Source organism: Rhizobium sp. Pop5 (assembly GCF_024721175.1).
Taxonomy (GTDB): domain Bacteria; phylum Pseudomonadota; class Alphaproteobacteria; order Rhizobiales; family Rhizobiaceae; genus Rhizobium.
The window spans coordinates 639,866-654,466 of the sequence record NZ_CP099399.1 but is presented as its reverse complement, the minus strand read 5'-3'; the positions used below and the strand labels follow the sequence as shown (position 1 = coordinate 654,466).

Annotated in this window: 14 protein-coding genes; 9 read left to right on the top strand and 5 right to left on the bottom strand. The window is 62.3% G+C overall.

The genetic code is table 11. The features are described 5' to 3' along the window. The first annotated feature begins 123 nt into the window (after nucleotides 1-123). Together NE852_RS05310 and NE852_RS05305 are read left to right on the top strand one after the other, a co-directional pair. Nucleotides 124-870 carry a TlyA family RNA methyltransferase gene (locus tag NE852_RS05310; RefSeq protein WP_008529306.1) on the top strand — a complete coding sequence of 249 codons (747 nt, stop codon included), beginning with the start codon at nucleotides 124-126 and terminating at the stop codon, nucleotides 868-870. Continuing rightward, nucleotides 867-2,117 carry a class I SAM-dependent RNA methyltransferase gene (locus NE852_RS05305; RefSeq protein WP_008529308.1) on the top strand — a complete coding sequence of 417 codons (1,251 nt, stop codon included), beginning with the start codon at nucleotides 867-869 and terminating at the stop codon, nucleotides 2,115-2,117. Before NE852_RS05310 ends, NE852_RS05305 begins: the two co-directional genes overlap by 4 nt. Nucleotides 2,118-2,181: 64 nt before the next feature. Here the strand turns inward: NE852_RS05305 and NE852_RS05300 are convergent, their stop codons facing one another. Then, the gene (locus tag NE852_RS05300; protein ID WP_008529310.1) at nucleotides 2,182-2,631 is read right to left on the bottom strand and encodes a helix-turn-helix domain-containing protein; all 450 of its coding nucleotides are present in this window, start codon (nucleotides 2,629-2,631) and stop codon (nucleotides 2,182-2,184) included. 84 nt (nucleotides 2,632-2,715) lie between these two features. Here NE852_RS05300 and NE852_RS05295 point away from each other — a divergent pair, with 84 nt between their 5' ends. Together NE852_RS05295 and NE852_RS05290 are read left to right on the top strand one after the other, a co-directional pair. Next, on the top strand, nucleotides 2,716-3,534 hold the full coding sequence (locus tag NE852_RS05295; protein ID WP_258156270.1) for an oxidoreductase: 819 nt from the start codon (nucleotides 2,716-2,718) through the stop codon (nucleotides 3,532-3,534). 82 nt (nucleotides 3,535-3,616) lie between these two features. Beyond that, a complete protein-coding gene (locus NE852_RS05290) occupies nucleotides 3,617-4,621 on the top strand; it encodes an MBL fold metallo-hydrolase (RefSeq protein ID WP_008529316.1) in 1,005 nt (334 codons plus the stop codon). A 28-nt stretch (nucleotides 4,622-4,649) separates the two neighbouring features. Here NE852_RS05290 and NE852_RS05285 read toward each other — a convergent pair whose 3' ends face one another. Both NE852_RS05285 and NE852_RS05280 read right to left on the bottom strand, forming a co-directional pair. Then, a complete protein-coding gene (locus tag NE852_RS05285) occupies nucleotides 4,650-5,405 on the bottom strand; it encodes a crotonase/enoyl-CoA hydratase family protein (protein ID WP_008529319.1) in 756 nt (251 codons plus the stop codon). A gap of 9 nt (nucleotides 5,406-5,414) precedes the next feature. Then, nucleotides 5,415-7,193 (bottom strand): acyl-CoA dehydrogenase, encoded by a 1,779-nt coding sequence (locus NE852_RS05280; protein WP_258156269.1) that lies wholly within the window; start codon nucleotides 7,191-7,193, stop codon nucleotides 5,415-5,417. A 264-nt stretch (nucleotides 7,194-7,457) separates the two neighbouring features. Between NE852_RS05280 and NE852_RS05275 the strand changes: the two genes are divergently transcribed. Together NE852_RS05275 and NE852_RS05270 are read left to right on the top strand one after the other, a co-directional pair. Continuing rightward, nucleotides 7,458-8,453: a transporter gene (locus NE852_RS05275; RefSeq protein WP_258156267.1), complete on the top strand. Its 996-nt coding sequence runs from the start codon at nucleotides 7,458-7,460 to the stop codon at nucleotides 8,451-8,453. Between the two features lie 292 nt (nucleotides 8,454-8,745). After that, nucleotides 8,746-9,009: a DUF982 domain-containing protein gene (locus NE852_RS05270; protein ID WP_008529324.1), complete on the top strand. Its 264-nt coding sequence runs from the start codon at nucleotides 8,746-8,748 to the stop codon at nucleotides 9,007-9,009. Between the two features lie 159 nt (nucleotides 9,010-9,168). Here the strand turns inward: NE852_RS05270 and NE852_RS05265 are convergent, their stop codons facing one another. Together NE852_RS05265 and NE852_RS05260 are read right to left on the bottom strand one after the other, a co-directional pair. Next, nucleotides 9,169-9,654: a BA14K family protein gene (locus NE852_RS05265; RefSeq protein WP_008529325.1), complete on the bottom strand. Its 486-nt coding sequence runs from the start codon at nucleotides 9,652-9,654 to the stop codon at nucleotides 9,169-9,171. A 141-nt stretch (nucleotides 9,655-9,795) separates the two neighbouring features. After that, nucleotides 9,796-11,040: an aromatic ring-hydroxylating dioxygenase subunit alpha gene (locus tag NE852_RS05260; protein WP_008529327.1), complete on the bottom strand. Its 1,245-nt coding sequence runs from the start codon at nucleotides 11,038-11,040 to the stop codon at nucleotides 9,796-9,798. Nucleotides 11,041-11,454: 414 nt separating this feature from the next. Here NE852_RS05260 and NE852_RS05255 point away from each other — a divergent pair, with 414 nt between their 5' ends. From NE852_RS05255 to NE852_RS05245, 3 genes are all read left to right on the top strand, one after another. Then, on the top strand, nucleotides 11,455-12,063 hold the full coding sequence (locus tag NE852_RS05255) for a DUF6656 family protein (protein WP_008529330.1): 609 nt from the start codon (nucleotides 11,455-11,457) through the stop codon (nucleotides 12,061-12,063). A gap of 87 nt (nucleotides 12,064-12,150) precedes the next feature. Next, nucleotides 12,151-13,125 (top strand): L-threonylcarbamoyladenylate synthase, encoded by a 975-nt coding sequence (locus NE852_RS05250; protein ID WP_008529331.1) that lies wholly within the window; start codon nucleotides 12,151-12,153, stop codon nucleotides 13,123-13,125. 35 nt (nucleotides 13,126-13,160) lie between these two features. Then, nucleotides 13,161-14,597 (top strand): FAD-binding oxidoreductase, encoded by a 1,437-nt coding sequence (locus tag NE852_RS05245; RefSeq protein WP_008529332.1) that lies wholly within the window; start codon nucleotides 13,161-13,163, stop codon nucleotides 14,595-14,597. The last annotated feature ends 4 nt before the right edge of the window (nucleotides 14,598-14,601 follow it).

Genomic DNA, 14,601 nt, shown 5'->3' with positions numbered 1-14,601 from the left:
CGTGCTGCGGCATGCCCCGCGATCGCCGCGGCAGGGATTATCGCCGAAAGCTTTTGAGGGTCAATGACGGTTTTCGGGAACAAAATACTTGCAACCGGCGGCTTTGCCGGTCATTCACAGCCGATGTCCGATCAAACCAGCCAACGCCTTGACCAGCTTCTCGTCTCCCGCGGCCTCTTCGCCAGCCGCTCGCGGGCCCGCGACGCCATACAGCGCGGCACCGTCCGGATCGGTGGCCAGGTGGTGACGAAGGCGGGTGAGCTCTTCGGCGAGGACGCTCATATCGAGATCGACGATCCGGCCCAGGACTATGTCTCGCGCGCGGCGCTGAAGCTTGCCGCCGCACTCGATCATTTCCGGCTCGATCCCGTCGGCCACCGCTGTCTCGATATCGGTGCTTCCACAGGCGGCTTCACCGAGGTGCTGCTGCAACGGGGTGCCGCGCATGTCACCGCCATCGATGTCGGCCACGGGCAAATGCATCCGCGCATATCAGCCGATCCGCGTGTAACGAACAAGGAAGGCCTTAACGCCCGCAACCTGGCGGCAGAGGATATCGGCCATTCCGTCACCTTCATCGTTTCCGACGTTTCCTTCATCTCGCTGAAGCTTGCGCTTGCGCCGGCTCTCGACATCGCCGGGCCAGGGGCGATTGCCGTTCTGCTGGTCAAGCCGCAGTTCGAGGCGGGGCGTGAGGCGATCGGCAAGGGCGGGCTGCTGAAAGATCCCTCCTCCGCTCCCGCCGTCGCTTCGGTATTGGAGCGCTGGTTCACCGAGGACATGGGCTGGAAAAGCCTTGGCCTCATCCCCTCCCCGATTTCCGGCGGCGACGGCAATCAGGAATTCCTCCTGGCAGGATTGAAGCCGTGAGCACAGAAACCGTCACGATCGAGAAGCTCGGCGCCCAGGGCGACGGCATCACCAGCAGCGCCGGTGGACCGGTTTACGTGCCTTTCTCCCTGCCCGGGGAAACCGTGGCGATCGCCCGCGTCAAAAGCCAGGGCACGATCATGTCGATCACGACACCCTCGCCCGACCGGCAGGAGCCGGCCTGCCGGCATTTCGGCCCGGACGGTGTCAACGGCACCTGCGGCGGCTGCACATTGCAGCATCTGGCGGACATCCCCTATCGCGCCTTCAAGCGTCAACTCGTCATCGATGCGCTGAAATCCAAGGGGCTGACACCTGATGTCGGCGAGATCGTTCCGGCCCGGCCGGGCGAACGCCGGCGTGTGGTCTTTGCCGCGCGCAGGACCGAAAAGGATATGCTGATCGGGTTCAACCAGGCCGAAAGCCATCATATCGTTGCGATCGAGGAATGTCCGATCTCCTCGGCGGGGATCATCGCCCGGCTGCCGGCGATCAAGGCGATCGCCGCTTCGCTTGCGACCAGCGCCGAGCCCTTCCGAGTCGCCGTGCTTGAAACGCTTTCCGGCCTCGATGTCGCGGTTGACGACGTGAAAAAGCTCTCTGACCCGCAACGGCGTAAGGCAGTCGAGACCGTGCTCGGTCTGCGTGGTATCGCCCGTGTAACGCTCAATGGCGAAATCCTCGTCGAGCCGTCGAAGCCGCTCATCGATTTCGGCGGCGTTCCAGTATCGCCACCGCCCGGCAGCTTCGCCCAGGCGACGAAGCCGGCGGAAGAGGCAATGGCAGAGCTCGTGCTTGCCCATGTCGGCAAAGCGAAGCGGATCGCCGATCTTTTCGCAGGCGCCGGCACGTTTTCACTGCGGCTGGCGCGGATCGGCCGGGTGCATGCCGTCGAGGCCGAGGCAAAGGCGCTCGCGGCACTCGACCACGCCGCACGCAACACACAGGGGCTGAAACCCGTCAGCGTCGAAAAGCGCGACCTCTTCCGCCGTCCCCTGATGACGCAGGAGCTCAAGCCTTTTGATGCCGTCGTCTTCGACCCGCCGCGCGCCGGCGCGGAGTTCCAGTGCAAGGAGCTTGCCCGCTCAGGCGTGAAGAAGATCGTCGCCGTGAGCTGCAACCCCCTGACGCTGGCGCGGGATCTGGCGATCCTCGTCGAAGGCGGCTACCGGATCACCGGCGTGACGCCGATTGACCAGTTCCTTTGGACCTCGCATGTCGAGGTGGTGGCGACGCTGGAGAAATAGACCTCCGGCGTCGGCTCACTTTTCGCGGCCGCTGCGATCGCGATATCCAGAGCGTCGGAACATCTTATCGATCGCCCGGCTCGCTTTCCCCGCGCAAACTCAGCCGCATTGCCCGCGTTCCGAGCTTTGCACCCGTGATGGCATCGATTGCGATCGGCTCGATCTCCGATCCTGACTCGACGTCGATATAGCGGGCGAGTTCTCCATCGCAATGGCGGTGCGCCCACGCCCCGATCATCATGAGCACAGGCAGAAAGTCGCGACCTGCTTCCGTGAGGACATACTCTTCTCGGGGCGGCCGTTCGGAATAGAGGCGCTTCTCCAGCAGGCCGTCATCCGTCAGCGCCTTGAGGCGTTTCGTCAGCATGGTCGGCACGATGCCAAGACTCTTCCTGAACTGGTCGAAGCGGGTGAGGCCCGTATGGGCGTCCCGCAAGACGAGAATGCTCCACGCATCGCCGACGGACTGAAGGCCGCGGGCGACCGGGCACTGCGGAATCGGATTATTTTTCATTCAGTATCTTTTCGATAGTGACACGATATCGAAAAGATAGTAACAGATCAGCCGACAATGATCCACACCTTGAAAGCTGACAAAATGATCGATAAAAGCAGAAACGTTGCACTGGTCACCGGCGCGTCCTCAGGCATCGGACTTGCGACGGCTGAATCTCTGGTAAAGGCCGGCTACCGCGTGTTCGGGACCAGCCGCAAACCAGTTGCCAACAGGCCTGGCATAACAATGTTGATCTGTGATGTGGCCGAGGAAGCCTCGGTGCAGGCGGCCGTTGCGGAGATCGTCCGGCAAACCGGCCGCCTCGACCTTGTCGTCAACAATGCCGGCATCGGCCTTATCGGCGGCGCGGAAGAATCCTCCATCACGCAGGCCCAGCGGCTTTTCGACGTGAACGTCTTCGGCGTGGCGCGCGTCGCCAATGCCGTCCTGCCCGTCATGCGTCAGCAGAAGAGCGGCCGGATCATCAATATGAGTTCGATCCTCGGCCTTATTCCGGCTCCCTACAACGCCTTCTATGCTTCGACCAAACATGCGCTCGAGGGCTATTCGGAATCGCTAGATCATGAAGTGCGCAACTTCGGCATTCGTGTCGTTCTCGTCCAACCCGGCGTCACCAGAACATCCTTCGAGGAAAATCTGACACGAGCAGACCGTCCTCTTCCGGTCTATGCTTCGGAGCGCGCCCGGAGTGAAGCGCTGATGCGGAAGTGGGTGGAAACGGGCGATGCGCCGCAGGTCGTCGCCGATATGGTCGTGAAAGCCGCAACGGCGAAGAAACCGAAGCTGCGCTATTCCGCCGGCAAGCAGTCGCGCCAGGTCCGCTCGCTTCGCCGCTACCTCCCGGAGCGGCTGGTCGACAGCCTGCTGCGCAAGGTCAACGAGTTTCCTGCCTCAGTCTGAGCGTTAAATTGAGGACAGGATCCAGATTTAATGCCGGCGCGCTTAAAGTCACCCTGTTCTCGGCAAAGGAAACCGATCCTGAATGCGCAAGACCAAAAGACGCAATCCCTACTATACCGGACCGGTGTCTGATCACTTCGACGGCACATACTTCTTCAATCCCGGCGGTATTGAGCCCCTTGGTTTCCGTGATTTGCTGCGGTGGCAATTCGGTGGTGGCCGTGAGCCTTGGCCGCGCTCGGTCCCAAGCCCATATGCGGCGGTCAAGCCGGATCCACGTGTCGACGGCGGGGATCTGCGGGTGACCATGGTTGGGCATGCGACCATGCTGGTGCAGGTCGCCGGGCTCAACATCCTCACCGACCCGGTGTGGTCCGAGCGCGCCAGCCCGTTCAGCTTTGCCGGGCCCAGGCGCGTCGTCCAACCGGGCATCGCGTTTCATGATCTGCCACCGATCGATCTCGTGCTGGTATCACACAATCATTATGATCATCTCGATATCGCAACACTGAAACGGTTGCATGCGAAGCATCGGCCGCGCGTGGTGACGCCGCTCGGCAACGACACGATCATCCGCCGCGCCGCGCCGGATCTGCAGACGACAGCGATGGACTGGGGCGAGCGCATCTCTCACGCAGGAATAAGCATCGATGCGGAGCCTGCACATCATTGGTCCGCCCGCGGCGGCACCGATCGCCGCATGGCGCTCTGGGCATCGTTCGTTTTGTCGACCCCGGCCGGAAAGGTCTATCATGTCGGCGATACGGGCTTTCATCGCGGCATCAATTACAAAGCGGCACAGCAGAAGCATGGCGGCTTTCGCCTGGCCATTTTACCCTTCGGCGCCTATGAGCCGCGATGGTTCATGCAAGGGCAGCACCAGAATCCGCAGGAGGCGGTGATCGGAATGAAGCTCGCGAATGCCGCCTATGTGGCGGGGCATCACTTCGCAACGTTCCAACTGACAAACGAAGCGGTCGACACGCCGACGAGGGCATTGCAAGACGCCATGAGCAAGCATGATATTTCCCCGGATCGGTTCCGGCCGCTCAGGGCCGGCGAGGTCTTCGATGTGCCGGCGGTCTAAAGCAGTTCTAGCAGAAGTGTGAAGCGGTTTAGCGGCGCATGAAGGCTTCGAAGGCGGCCCGGGCCTCCGCGCTTTTCAGACGTGCGGAGAAATGGCGGGCCTCTTCGTCGATCCGAGTGATGATCTCGTCCCTGTCGCCGCGGACGAGATCGCGGGCGATACGCAGCGCTTCCGGCGGCTTGGCGGCGAGCCGGGCGGCGGTCGTCAGCGTCACGGCATCGACCTCACCGGTTTCGACCACCTTCCAGATGAGACCGGCGTCCTTAGCCTCGGCGGCCGAGAAGCCCTCCCCGGCCGCCAGCAGCGCGAAGGCGCGCTGATGGCCCATCAGGCGCGGCGCGACAAGGCTGGAACCTGCCTCCGGCACCAGCGCCAGATCGACGAAAGGTGTGCGGAACTGGCTGCGGCTGGAAGCGATGGTCAGGTCGCAATGGAGATGGATCGTCGTGCCGATACCGATCGCCAGTCCGTCGACGCCGGAGACGACGGGTTTCTCGGCATTCACCAACGCGTAGAGGAAATCGAGGATTTCCTGCTCCAGGCCGCGGCCACCCATTGCCGCAGCCAGAAAATCGTTCATGTCGTTGCCTGCCGAAAAGCAGCCTTCGGTGCCGAGCAAAGCGGTGGCGCGGATGCCCGGATCGGCATTGGCCGCATTCAGCGCATCGGCCATGGTGCGGTACATGGCGCGGGTGATGGCATTCTTCTTTTCCGGCCGATTGAACCGGATGAGCTGGACGCCGGGATGGGCGGAAGGCTGCTCGACGATGATATGATCGGTCATGTGGTTTCCTCAGGCAAGCAGGATGCGGGCGGCGGCGAGGCTTGCCGCGCCATTGACCACGCGGTCGCGAAGGGCTGCGGTCTCGGCAAGCAGGTTTTCGGCTGTGAAGCGGCAGAGCGCGATGCGGTTTACGCCTCCGCCGTCGTTGCTCTCGGCGAGAGCGCCCTTGGCGAGATAAGAGCCGGTGAGCACGAGTCCGAACAGGCGCTGATAGGGCGTTGCGCCCGAGAGCACCTCGGCGGCCTTGTCATCAGCAAGCATCTTCAAGAGCCAGGCGGTCGCCTCGTCGAGGTCGGCGATAGCGGCGTCGAGCCTGGCGGCGGCTTCACCGAAACCGGGCAAATTGGAGTTGCGGACAGCGCCGGCGATCTCTGTGAGTTCTGCGATGAAGCCCTTGACCTGACCGCCACCTGAGAGCGGCAGCTTGCGGGTGACGAGATCGATCGCCTGGATGCCGTTTGTGCCCTCATAGATCGGGGCGATGCGGGCGTCGCGGAGATAACGCGCGGCACCCGTCTCCTCAATGAAACCCATGCCGCCATGCACCTGAATGCCGAGGGAGGCGACGTCGACGCCGGCATCGGTCGAGAATGACTTGGCAATCGGCGTCAACAGGGCGGCGCGCTCCTGCCAGTGCCGGCGATCGCCGCCTGCGCGGTGGGACATGTCGATCGCATGAGCGCAGGCATAGGAGATGGCGCGTGCCCCTTGCGTCAGTGCTTTCATGGTCAGCAGCATGCGGGCAACGTCGGGATGTTCGACGATCGGGCTCATGCCGGCGCCGCTCCAGCCGGGCGCCCTGCCCTGCGTGCGTTCCCTGGCATAGGCGAGCGCCTTCTGGGTGGCGGCCTCGGAGATCGCCACACCCTGCATGCCGACGGCAAGGCGGGCATTGTTCATCATCGTGAACATGCAGGCGAGCCCCTTATTCTCCTCGCCAACCAGCCAGCCGATGGCCCCCTTCTCGTCGCCGAACTTGCCGTCGCCATAGATCATCGTGCAGGTCGGCGAGCCGTGGATGCCGAGCTTGTGCTCCAGCGAATGGCAGAAGAGATCGTTGCGGGATCCAAGCGAGCCGTCGTCATTCACCAGGAATTTCGGCACGAGAAAGAGCGAGATGCCGCGTGTGCCGGCCGGCGCGTCCGGGAGGCGAGCCAGCACCAGATGGATGATATTCTCGGCGGCGTCATGTTCGCCCCAGGTGATGAAGATCTTCTGGCCAAAGATGCGGTAGCTGCCGTCGACGCGGCGCTCGGCGCGGGCCCTCAGGACGCCGAGATCGGAGCCGGCATGCGGTTCCGTCAGGTTCATGGTGCCGGTCCATTCGCCGGACACCATCTTCTCCAGATATTGGGCCTTCAGCGCGTCGCTGCCATGGGCGCTGACGGCCTCGATGGCGCCCATCGTCAGGGTCGGGGCGAGCGCGAAGGCCATGGAGCCGGAATTCCACATTTCGAGGGCCGCAACGTTCAGCATATGCGGCAGGCCCTGGCCGCCGAATGCTTCCGGCGCGGTCAGGCCGTTCCAGCCGCCGGCGATCCAGTTTCGATAGAGATCACGCCAGCCATCTGGCAGCCTGACCTCGTCATTGGCCAGACGGGCGCCCTGACAGTCGCCGATTTCGGCGAGGGGCGCCACTTCCTCTGTGGCAAAACGTCCCGCCTCGGCCAGGATGGCGTCGACCAAATCCTCGCCGAGATCACCGAGAAGCCCTTCTGAAATCGCCTCGCTCATGCCGGCTACGTACTTCAATGTGAACGCGATTTCCTCGACGGGCGCCTTATACATGCTATTTCTCCTCCTGAGATCGCCTGCGCACGGCAAAGCCCTTCCCAGGTGAGAGCTAATTGATTTTTACGTAAACGTCAATTTCGAATTCCGCAGCCGACATGCGATAGTTCGGTCGAAACGGCCCTTGGCTCTTGCGCCCTTGCACAAATGAACGTCATGGAGAATCTCTACTGCATGAAGTGATAGAGCGTCTCCAACACATCGCGTCGGACACGCGACGCTCCAAGAAATGAAATCGCCTTCGCAAAGGACCGGCGAACAATGGATACATTGCCCGTCAACATACCCGGTTTCGTCTGGGCCTATCGTTTTTCGCCCGATGAAAAGACGGCGGTGCGGTTGAACAACAGCGCGACCGTGGCCGAGCTGACCGCCGATAATTGCTTCTACTGGCTGCATCTCAACCTTGTCGACGCCCGCGTGCCGGCGCTGCTCGAGACGCTGGACGGATTGACGGAAGACGCGAAATCGGCGCTGACGACGCGCGATACGCATGCGGCCATCACCGTCGACGAGCAGATGCTCTATGGCACCCTAGTCGACTGCCAGCGCGATTTCGCCCAGGACACTAACAATCTTGGCTGGCTGCACTTTGCCATGTCCGACCGCTTCATCATCACCACGCGGCTGCAACCGCTGCGCAGTGTCGAACGGGCGCGCGCGCTGATCGAGAAGAACCCCGGCAAATTTTCGCGGCCGGTCGATCTCTTCGAGCTGCTGGTGATCGAGTTCCAACGCACGCTGATCACGATCGTCATCGAACTCACCGAAGAGCTGAACCTGATCGAGGACATCGTCTACGACAATGCGCCGCGTGACGAGCGCCGGCGGCTGGCACCGGTGCGGCGCACAGTGGTCAGGCTGCACCGGCATCTGCGCACCGTGCTGGCGCTGATGCGCCGGGCGGCGGCGGCCGACGACGACGAAATGCCCTTCGGCTTCGACGATGTGGCGCGGCGGCTGACCAGCCGGCTGGAGACGGTCGATCACGATATCTATGCGCTGCAGGACCGGGCACGGCTGCTGCACGAAGAAATCGATTCGAAGCAATCCTCCGAAACCAACCGTCACCTCTATTTGCTTTCGATCATGACGGCCTTCCTGCTGCCGCCGACCCTGGTGACCGGTTTCTTCGGTATGAACACGGCAAACTTGCCCTTCGCCGTCGGCGACTACGGCACCGAATACGCCGTCGCCCTCATCGTCGCGTCTATTGCTTTTGCCTGGTGGCTGCTGAGGCGTGTGGATATTCTTTGAATCTGAGACGTGCGGGGTAAGCAAGGGAGCGTTGCCCCCTCATCCACCCGGCACCGACCGGGGTTGAGCCACGGGTCTTGACCCGTCCCTGGATCCCCCGCTTACGGGGCGAAGCGGGATCGCTGCAACCTCGCCGTTACTCGCACGCGTCGCAGGGCACATCTGATGTTTGGCCCGGCGATGGCGGACAATCTCAGCGATCGACGCTCGGGTGATCAGCTGGTTCATGCGCCTCGCCCGGAACGGTTCTTGCACGGTTACTAATGTATTTACCGTGGGGAGATCTAATGTCATGAAATGGTGCACATCCGGAGAGTTTACCCCTCTGATGCTCGTTGTGAGTGGGCCGGAAAGATACAAGCTTGTTGCAACCCTTGGGCAGGCTGCCGAGATGCTGACAGTTGGCTGGCCGATCGACGATGGAGACGAATACCTCATTGCGATTAGGGCGTGCCGGGATGCGATTCATGGGGAAATTCCGGCTCAGGACGCGCGAGCAGCGCTTATCCGTGCCGCCGACGAAGCTGGGATTTCGGTAATCACCGTCGTTCACTGAGCTTCGCAACACCGCCCTCTCGTTCCGCTGGCAAGCTTGCCGAGAAAGCCGAATGGACAGCCGCGCGACGCCCCGTTTTTTTACGAGGGTCCGAAGGATGGGTCGAGACCGCTGGCTCGACCCGGTCGGGTTAATGTGAGAGACAGTTTTCGGGACCCATCAATACGGCGAATAGCACTGCTGGCGCGGGCCGTTATAGGGCTGGAACGTATTGTCGTAAGCGCGATAGGACCGGTAGCGGTTTGCGCACCAGGCAACGTGGCTCGAACCCATGCTGGGTGCAGGTTCGACATAACGCGGCTGGGCGACAATGGCGCCGCCGATGACTGCGCCGGCGCCGAAGGCGGCGAGCGGATACCAGTAGCCGTTATAATGCCGGTATCCCGGGCGGTAATAGGAATATCCGCGATAGCCGCCATAGTAGCCGGGCCTGTAATAGGCGCCTGGGCGATAGCCGGGCCGGTAGTAGCCCCCGGGCCCGTAACCCGGGCGATAATAGCGGCGGTACTGGACATTCTCGACTGCGGCAGATTTTTCCACCTGCGGAGCGGTGGGCATCTGGATTGCCTGCGACGGCACGAAGCCGGTCAGAACAACGGCGGCGGTAAGAACTGCGGTCGCGATCTTGTTTCTCAGCCCGATCATTGCTTCAACTCCCATTCAACAGCGATCACGCCCTGCCCAGCAACGCTTTCGCACCTGAATGGTTCCAGAAGCAGCCGGGGCCGGCTGCTTCTTGTAGATCAGCTGAACTGAACCGGACATTAACCGGCGCAGGCGCCGGGATCAGGCAACGGCCGAGATTTTCGACTGATCGCCCTGCAGGCGATTCACCATGAAGTTCGAATACCATTCGAGGAACTGCATGACGCCACCCTCGTGCACGGCAGAATAGGGACCGGGCTCGTAGGCGGGCGAGTGAATGCCGAAGGCGTTCTCCTCGACGATGCGGCGATCCTGATCGTTGGTCTCGGTCCAGACGTGGGTTAGCTCTTCCAGATTGTAGTCCACGCCTTCGACCGCATCCTTGTGGACGAGCCACTTGGTCGTCACCGCCGTCTCATTGGCGCTGAGCGGCAGCACGCGGAAGGAGATGGCGTGATCGCCGAGCAGGTGGTTCCACGTCGTCGGATAGTGGAAGAGCAGCATGGTGCCGATACGGTTGATCGAGATATCGTCGGAGATCCGGCGCTGGACGGCAGGCTTGCCGGACATGGTGTAGCTCTCGGCATCCTCGATCAGCGGCATGCGGGCGGTGCGGAACTGACCATCCGGCGAAATCTGGAATTTGCTCGGCAGTCCGGCGGCCTCGCAGCGCTCCCAATGGCCGGCGATCTCGGGATCATCGGCGCCGCCGTCCGTGCCGGTGACACTCGGGGCTTCCGGATAGGTGCGGCAGAGTTCGGGGTGATTGGCGGCGCAGTGATAGCACTCGCGATTGTTTTCCCAGACGAGCTTCCAGTTGCCTTTCTCAATGATCGTGCTCTGGAAGGCAACCTTGGTCTCGCCGATCCGATGCGGCGCCATATAGGGCTCGATCTTGTCGCGCACCGGCTGGAAATCCGGGGCGGTGTTGGCAAGGCAGATGAAAATGTAGCCTGCCACGCTCTCGCAATGAACGGGCTTCAGGTTGAAGCCTGATTTGTCGAAGTCATCGCCCATATGACGGGCGAAAGCGAGCTTGCCGTCAAGGTCATAGGTCCACTGGTGATAGGGGCAGACGAGACGTACCGAGGAACCGTGCTCCTTGGTGCAGACGCGCGAGCCGCGATGGCGACAGCTGTTGTGGAAGGCGCGGATGACATTGTCGCGGCCGCGGACGACGACCACGGGATAGGTGCCGATCTGAACGGTAAAATAAGCGCCCGGCTTCGGCAGCTCGCAATCATGGCCGATGAACAGCCAGTCGCGATAATAGATCATCTCCATATCAAGCCGGAAATAATCCTCGTCGGTGTAGAACGGCTGCTCGAGGCTAAAGCCCTCACGGCGGTTCTTGAGCTGACGCAAAACGTTGCTGCGAATATCCATCTTCGTGTCCTCGTGCATCCGGTTGCCAGCCTTGAGAAGAAGACCGGCGGAAGCGCGCCCGCTTCCTTCTCCTTCGGGAGAATTGTTACAACGTCATTTAATCACCGAGCATGCGTGCCGCTTGGTTACAATGCGACATCGGCTTCGAAATTGACGACAGGATGCCTCAAGGCGCGAGTGGCTTATCCCGATCGATCGCATCGCCCGACTCTTCAGGCAATTATCGTCAATTGCGCCATGGCGTAAAGACCTGTTCGGCAAAGAGATCTGCTGCCCGATACCGACAACTATCGCATCTGCGACATATGTCGGCGCCTGCCCTGCATTCCGTCAGCGGCCGGGCCGCTTTAACATCGCCTTAAGCATACGGTCCTATCCTCGCAACGATTGCAGACTGACCGAAGAACGCGAATCATGGCCAAACTTCGTTATTTCGACGCGAAAGAAGCAGGCAAGTTGCAGGAACGGCAACTGATTGCCGCTCATTCCGAATTCTTGCGCACCGGCCGCATCACCCGCGACCGGCGGCACTGGCTGGCCGAGGAAAAGCGCTACCTCACCCATGATGAGGTGGCGGCAAAAACCGGTCGCAAGCTCCAGGCGGCCGGCGAAAAGACCCATCAGCACATCAACGGCTTCCACCGCTCGATCCAGTTTCCGAAGATGATCTTCCACCGGACGCTGGAGGACAGCCCGCATCTCGGCTACTGCCACGTCACCGCCTCGCGCACGAAATTCGCCCACTACGAAGAGGTGAGCTGGGCCTTCTATATCGCCAACTTCTATTCCGACATCGGCGAGAACGACAATTTCTTCGAACGTATCGATGTCGGCTATTCCCGCATGTATTTTGCCGTTGCGATCAAGCCCGGCGAAGACTCCATGGAAAAGATGACCATCGATCGGTCGGTGCGCGGCAACGGGCTGCTCTTCCGCACCCATGATCCGCAGGTAGCGATCCGCAATATCCTGCTGCTCGGTGCGCGCAACGAACAGCTGCGTGAAATCATCCGCCAACTCTAAAGCGCCTCGCAGCGTATCGGTTCAACAACGCGATTGATCGCGGGCGGCGGAAAGCCTAATGACTGCCGGGAAAACACCGGACAGGACATGGCACGCACAATCGACATCAAAGCCGACAGGCAGGCAGCGCTTGAGGCGGGCTGCGCCGCTCTTGCCGACGGCTTTGCGATCGCCATCCCGACGGAGACCGTCTACGGTCTCGCCGCCGACGCCACCAATCCGGCGGCCATCACGCGCATCTACGAGACGAAGGGACGGCCGCGCTTCAACCCGCTAATCTGCCACATGGCCGATCTTGCGATGGCCGAGGAGCATGCCGAATTCGATCCGGTTTCGCGGGCGCTCGCCACCGCCTTCTGGCCCGGCCCGCTGACCCTGGTGCTGCCGCTAAAAGCTCAGAGCCCGATCCATGCGCTGGCAACTGCCGGGCTCGACAGCGTCGGCGTCCGCGTACCGAAGGGTTTCGCCGGCGCGTTGATCGGCGCCTTCGGATGGCCGCTGGCCGCCCCAAGCGCCAATACGTCAGGCGGGATCAGCGCGACGAGCGCAGCCCATGTCGAAGCCGATCTCGGGACGAAGATCCCGCTGATCCTCGATGCCGGAGCGAGCACCGTTGGCGTCGAATCGACGATCGTCAAGGTGGAGGATGGGCAGCTGAGACTGCTGCGGCCCGGCGGCTTGGCGGCGCGCGAGATCGAACGTGTCGCAGGCAAGCCGCTGCTGCGCGCGAAGACGGCATCGGCGGCGATCGAGGCACCGGGCATGCTCGCCTCGCATTACGCGCCCGGCGCTTCCGTGCGCCTCAACGCAACGGCGGTGGAACCGGGCGAGGCGCTGATCGCCTTCGGCAATGCTTCCGTATCCGGGACGGACGGCGCCCGGATCATTCTCGACCTCAGCCCGCGCGGCGACCTTGCCGAAGCGGCCGCAAATCTTTTCGACTATATGAAGCGTGCCGATGCCAGTGGGGCGTCGAGCATCGCCTTTTCGCCAATCCCCGAGGAGGGGCTGGGCGAAGCAATCAACGACCGCCTGCAGCGGGCGGCCGCCCCCCGCGACTGAAACACCGCCGAGCACAGGGACAGAGAAGCGAGCCGATGACCAATCCCAGCATTTCCACCGAGCATCTCGACCGCTTCGCCGCGATCGTCGGCGACAAATACGCGCTTCGCAGCGAGGCCGATCTTGCCCCGCATCTGATCGAAAACCGCGGCCTCTACCACGGCTCTTCCCCTCTCCTTCTGAAACCAGGCTCGGTCGAGGAAGTCTCCGCGATCATGAAACTTGCGACGGAAACCGGAACGGCGATCGTGCCGCAAACCGGCAATACCGGCCTCGTCGGCGGCCAGACGCCGCGCGAGGGCAAGTGCGATATCATTCTGTCGCTCGAGCGCATGAACCGGATCCGCGACGTCGATCCGGTGGCCAACGTCCTGGTGGCCGATGGCGGCGCCATCCTTGCCGAGGTCCAGAAGGCGGCAGAGGCCCATGGGCGGCTCTTTCCGCTGTCGCTCGGCTCGGAGGGTTCCTGCCGCATCGGCGGCAACCTTTCCACCAATGCCGGCGGCACGGCCGTGCTTGCCTACGGCAACATGCGCCAGCTCTGCCTCGGCCTCGAAGTGGTGCTGCCGACCGGCGAGATCTGGGACGGCCTGCGCCGCCTGAAAAAGGACAATACCGGCTATGACCTGCGCGATCTCTTCATCGGCGCCGAAGGCACGCTCGGCATCATCACCGGCGCGGTCCTAAAGCTCTTTCCGCAGCCGCTCGGCCATCAGGTGGCCTTCGCCGGCCTGAATTCGGTCGAAGATGCACTTGCCCTCTTCAACCTTGCCTCCAGCCTCTGCGGCGCCTCGCTCACCGGTTTTGAACTGATGCCGCGCTTCGGCGTCGAAATCACGGCCCGCCACATCGACGGTGTCCGCGATCCGCTGGAAGCGGCCTATCCCTGGTACGTACTAATCGACATCTCGACCTCGGACTCGGCCGAGACGGCTGAGCGGATGATGAACGGCCTGCTTGAACAGGGTTTCGAGGCCGGGCTGGTGCTGGATGCCGCGATCGCCTCCTCCGTGGCGCAGCAGAAGGCGCTCTGGCACATGCGCGAGAGCATGTCCGACGCCCAGAAGCCGGAAGGCGGCTCGATCAAGCACGATGTTTCCGTGCCCGTATCAAGGGTGCCGCATTTCATGGCCGAGGCCGAAGAGGCGGTCATGGCGGCCATGCCGGGAGCCCGCATCTGCGCTTTCGGCCATATGGGCGACGGCAACATCCATTACAATATTTCCCAGCCGCTCGGCGCCGACAAGGACGCCTTCATCGCCCGCTGGCACGAGATGAACCACATCGTGCATGGGCTGGTGCTCGCCCATGGCGGCTCGATTTCCGCCGAGCACGGCATCGGCCAGTTAAAGCGGGACGAGCTGGCGGCGATCCGCCCGGCGATCGAAATCGAGCTGATGCGCCGCATCAAGCGCGCCTTCGACCCCGCAAACATCATGAATCCAGGAAAGGTCGTCAGCCTCGATCCTTGAGGCT

Bases quoted from the DNA above. Each gene is read 5' to 3' on its own strand.
- NE852_RS05260 (WP_008529327.1), bottom strand. From the start codon at position 11,040: ATGGATATTCGCAGCAACGTTTTGCGTCAGCTCAAGAACCGCCGTGAG.
- NE852_RS05300 (WP_008529310.1), bottom strand. From the start codon at position 2,631: ATGAAAAATAATCCGATTCCGCAGTGCCCGGTCGCCCGCGGCCTTCAG.
- NE852_RS05280 (WP_258156269.1), bottom strand. From the start codon at position 7,193: ATGTATAAGGCGCCCGTCGAGGAAATCGCGTTCACATTGAAGTACGTA.
- NE852_RS05290 (WP_008529316.1), top strand. From the start codon at position 3,617: ATGCGCAAGACCAAAAGACGCAATCCCTACTATACCGGACCGGTGTCT.
- NE852_RS05250 (WP_008529331.1), top strand. From the start codon at position 12,151: ATGGCACGCACAATCGACATCAAAGCCGACAGGCAGGCAGCGCTTGAG.
- NE852_RS05285 (WP_008529319.1), bottom strand. From the start codon at position 5,405: ATGACCGATCATATCATCGTCGAGCAGCCTTCCGCCCATCCCGGCGTC.
- NE852_RS05310 (WP_008529306.1), top strand. From the start codon at position 124: ATGTCCGATCAAACCAGCCAACGCCTTGACCAGCTTCTCGTCTCCCGC.
- NE852_RS05295 (WP_258156270.1), top strand. From the start codon at position 2,716: ATGATCGATAAAAGCAGAAACGTTGCACTGGTCACCGGCGCGTCCTCA.
- NE852_RS05265 (WP_008529325.1), bottom strand. From the start codon at position 9,654: ATGATCGGGCTGAGAAACAAGATCGCGACCGCAGTTCTTACCGCCGCC.
- NE852_RS05255 (WP_008529330.1), top strand. From the start codon at position 11,455: ATGGCCAAACTTCGTTATTTCGACGCGAAAGAAGCAGGCAAGTTGCAG.
- NE852_RS05275 (WP_258156267.1), top strand. From the start codon at position 7,458: ATGGATACATTGCCCGTCAACATACCCGGTTTCGTCTGGGCCTATCGT.
- NE852_RS05245 (WP_008529332.1), top strand. From the start codon at position 13,161: ATGACCAATCCCAGCATTTCCACCGAGCATCTCGACCGCTTCGCCGCG.
- NE852_RS05270 (WP_008529324.1), top strand. From the start codon at position 8,746: ATGAAATGGTGCACATCCGGAGAGTTTACCCCTCTGATGCTCGTTGTG.